At 62.4% G+C, this 635-nt stretch carries 1 protein-coding gene; it reads left to right on the top strand.

The features are described from left to right. On the top strand, positions 1–409 hold a 409-nt coding region (locus U5A65_RS40705), incomplete at its 5' end, for a paraquat-inducible protein A (RefSeq protein WP_321949725.1). Positions 410–635: the final 226 nt, after the last annotated feature.

Below are 635 nucleotides of genomic sequence, written 5' to 3' on the forward strand. Positions count from 1 at the left end.
TGGCATTGTTCATTTCTGGCGCAGTGGGGACTGGGCGATTGCTACGGTTGTCTTCATCGCGAGTGTCGCTTTCCCGCTACTCAAGCTCGTCGCGCTCGCGTTCCTCGCCTGGACAGCGGGTTGTACTTCGCGCTGCCATCCGTTGGTGGGTACGAAGCTGTTCCGGGTCATTGAGCGCCTCGGCCGCTGGTCAATGCTCGATATTTTTGTCATTGCGCTTACGATCGCGCTCGTCAATTTCAGGTCTGTCGCTTCTGCGACGTCAGGCTGGGGCGCGGTCGCCTTTGCAGCCGTGGTCCTGCTGACGATGACGGCCACGATGCAGTTCGATCCACGGTTGATCTGGGACGCTCACGCCGGCCCGCATGAGCGTGACAGGAACGGCTCAAATAGCCCGACCGGCTCGTGACTGCCCCACTTTTTGGCCCTGCCGGTGCGATGCCAATGGCGACAATCGCCGGAACGCGTACAGTGCACTGCCCTAGGTTGACGGCGACCCGGGTGCACTTAGGCTCGTCCACGACGGCTCATCGAGCAGCCGCTCGAAAAGCCGTTCGCGCTCTTCCGACGACAGTGGCGACAGCCCGATCAACCCGGTAAAGGCCATGCCAACCGCCGCCGCCCAACGCAGCACC

Origin of the sequence: Paraburkholderia sp. J10-1, from assembly GCF_905220165.1 — a bacterium.
Classification (GTDB): domain Bacteria; phylum Pseudomonadota; class Gammaproteobacteria; order Burkholderiales; family Burkholderiaceae; genus Paraburkholderia.